3 protein-coding genes are annotated in these 2,467 nt (G+C 36.7%); all 3 read left to right on the top strand.

Features of this window, described 5'->3' with window-relative positions; translation table 11 throughout:
- Positions 1 to 388 (top strand): hypothetical protein (locus tag WKF69_RS16715; RefSeq protein WP_340383366.1); only part of this gene is annotated, 388 nt, incomplete at its 5' end.
- A 182-nt stretch (positions 389 to 570) separates the two neighbouring features.
- Entirely contained in the window at positions 571 to 1,065 is a 495-nt protein-coding gene (locus WKF69_RS16710; RefSeq protein ID WP_340383365.1) for a hypothetical protein, read from the top strand.
- A 105-nt stretch (positions 1,066 to 1,170) separates the two neighbouring features.
- Positions 1,171 to 1,836 (top strand): hypothetical protein, encoded by a 666-nt coding sequence (locus WKF69_RS16705; RefSeq protein ID WP_340383364.1) that lies wholly within the window; start codon positions 1,171 to 1,173, stop codon positions 1,834 to 1,836.
- Positions 1,837 to 2,467: the final 631 nt, after the last annotated feature.

Genomic DNA, 2,467 nt, shown 5'->3' with positions numbered 1-2,467 from the left:
TGAGTATCTTTTTAATGATAAAAGTACTTCCAACGAATTAATTGTTTTGATATATTATCCAGGAAAAGACCCTTGCAACGGATTGGAAAGAAACTCAACCTGGAATATTTTTGATGGAGAATATCAACGAAAACTTAAAAAAATTAGTACTTACGATCATTTTTGGGTTTATAAAAATGATGAAAACTTAAAGTATTATCACCCCAGACGAGTTAATTGGCAAAGCGATAAAAATCAATTAGTCGAAAAATTATTTTTTAGATATCATTATCCTTGCTTTAGCTTTGTAGTTTTAAATAAGAAGGGCAAATATCTTTCTTATTTCGGAGAGTTTGGGAAAAACACAGTATGGGAACTTTCCAAAGAATTTATAGAAATGAACCCGTAACTTCTGCTAACACACGCTAATCTACATCGCCAAATATATATTCGCTCCAGCATCTGTTTTCACGAAAATATTCTATCTTTCCGAGAGTTCTCAGTTCGCTCTCATTGGCAACGCGAGCCTGGCGCGAGGACGTAAGCCGTAAGCTAAAACACTTTACAATCAAACTAAAATTAAATGAAATCATGAAAAGGATAGCCTTTGTTTTCCTACTCCTATTTACAGGACAATTCTCCCAAGGACAAGAACTACCAGCCAAAGATTTTTATTTACACCTGGAAAAAGTTATACCAACAATTAAATCTCATTCAATTGCATTAACAGTAATAAACTATGGTTGTCTGGGAAGCCAAACTAAGTGGAGCGCCAAGTTTACGAACATTGGTAACTTGATCAGAGTCGATTTTTTTTCTCAAACACCTAAAGATAGAATGAACCCTTCTTCTGAACTTAAAACGTTATTAGATACGACCTTTACAGTAGAAAGAAGAATTTTACAACAGGATCTCGAATCAGAAATAACGAAAATTAAAACAAGACCTGTTTTTATTGAAGCTAATTTCAAGATTTCATTAGATCAAGGGACTTCAAATAAGGAGTTTACGTTTAGAAGAGGCGAAGGGCTATATTATTTACTTCGCTATAATAAAACATTGGAATCATATTTTGCCTCAAGATAACCTACGCATGGCAAATAGTGTTGCGCTATTTTCCCTGCCCACGCGGGCGACACGCACAGCGCAAACTATAGTCGTTGTGTGCTATACCCTAGAACCGGAAAATTTATGAAATATCTACATTTACTATTTTTTACGATATTACCATTCCTAAGTTTTTCTCAACTGCGAGATAAAGTTTGCGATGAGAAATATCTGACTGCAATTGAATTAGAAAAATGTCAATTGGATTCTGTTTATGTGCCGGATGTCCAGTACAAACTAAATTTCATAGTTAGCTTTAAGAGCAATGTGTTGCCAAAATTTAGAGTCATTAAAAGAAAGCTAAAACTTTCTGAAGAAGTCAAAAGCGAAATTAATTTATTGAGTAGGATATACGATTCTGTATTATCGGTAAAGAGTTATCGTTACGAAAAGGACGGCGATAAAAACACACTTTTTATTCAGCCAAACAGTTATTTATCAACGGTCCTTTCCATGCAAATTTTTAAGATATACCCCGATATATACGCAGTTCTGCTCAATCCAATTCACCTGCAATTAAACCCAAAGACTTCAAAACCCGAGATTGAAGATTTCGAAAATCGGGTGAATCAAGTATACAAAAAGCTATCATCAGAAGAAATCTTACGGCTTTCTAATACAGTTCAAAATCTCAAGATTGAAAGATCACTTATACCTCACGCTGAAAACGCAAAGCTGTTTCAAGGTCAACTCGACGAAACTGCTAAGTTAAAGTATGAGATCGTGAATTTTTTACTTTGGAACAATTAGGTACAGCAGGCATAAGGAATTGCCTAATTTATAGTTACTTGAAGTATCATTTTCACGAAAAGTTTATCTTCACTGAAAGAACTTAGTTCACTGGTATCGGTGGAAGCTTACAGCAGCATTCAAAACGCGTGGAGACTTGCTGTTATTCAAAAGACTATTTTACAATAGGTTCTACCCAGAATATAGTGTTAGAAGTTATGGGAGATCCTACTGTTTATCTTAAAACTGCGCCCGAAGCAAAGAAGTTTATGTATGGCATGAGCACCGTTTATTTCTACCAGTTATGATAATCTGGACGAGAATTTGAAGGTCAAGGTGACAAGTAAATAGTTAATTAAAGCTAAAATTACCCCAACCCTGGTACATGCAATAGACTCGAAACCTGATGACTGAGCACTTCAGGCCTATCTTGACAATCGTTACTGTGACCCCTCAGTCCCGCGAAAAGCGGGACAGCTCCCCTTCAAAAAAGGGGAGCACGAACGTACCTAACGTTTTCAACCTGCCTTGCGATTCCGGCCCAAGAGCCGAAATCTCCTAATACCCCCCTCCCGACCTGTCATTGCGGCGAAAGCCCAATGTCATTAAGTTAAGTGGCGGGAGGTTCTGGCCTTCGCCAGAATGACAAGAC

Source organism: Daejeonella sp. (assembly GCF_037719425.1).
Classification (GTDB): Bacteria; Bacteroidota; Bacteroidia; order Sphingobacteriales; family Sphingobacteriaceae; genus Daejeonella.
This window is presented reverse-complemented; position numbering and strand designations above follow the sequence as displayed.

Excerpts from the sequence above, each read along its gene's own strand:
- WKF69_RS16710 (WP_340383365.1), top strand. The coding sequence starts at position 571 with ATGAAAAGGATAGCCTTTGTTTTCCTACTCCTATTTACAGGACAATTC.
- WKF69_RS16705 (WP_340383364.1), top strand. The coding sequence starts at position 1,171 with ATGAAATATCTACATTTACTATTTTTTACGATATTACCATTCCTAAGT.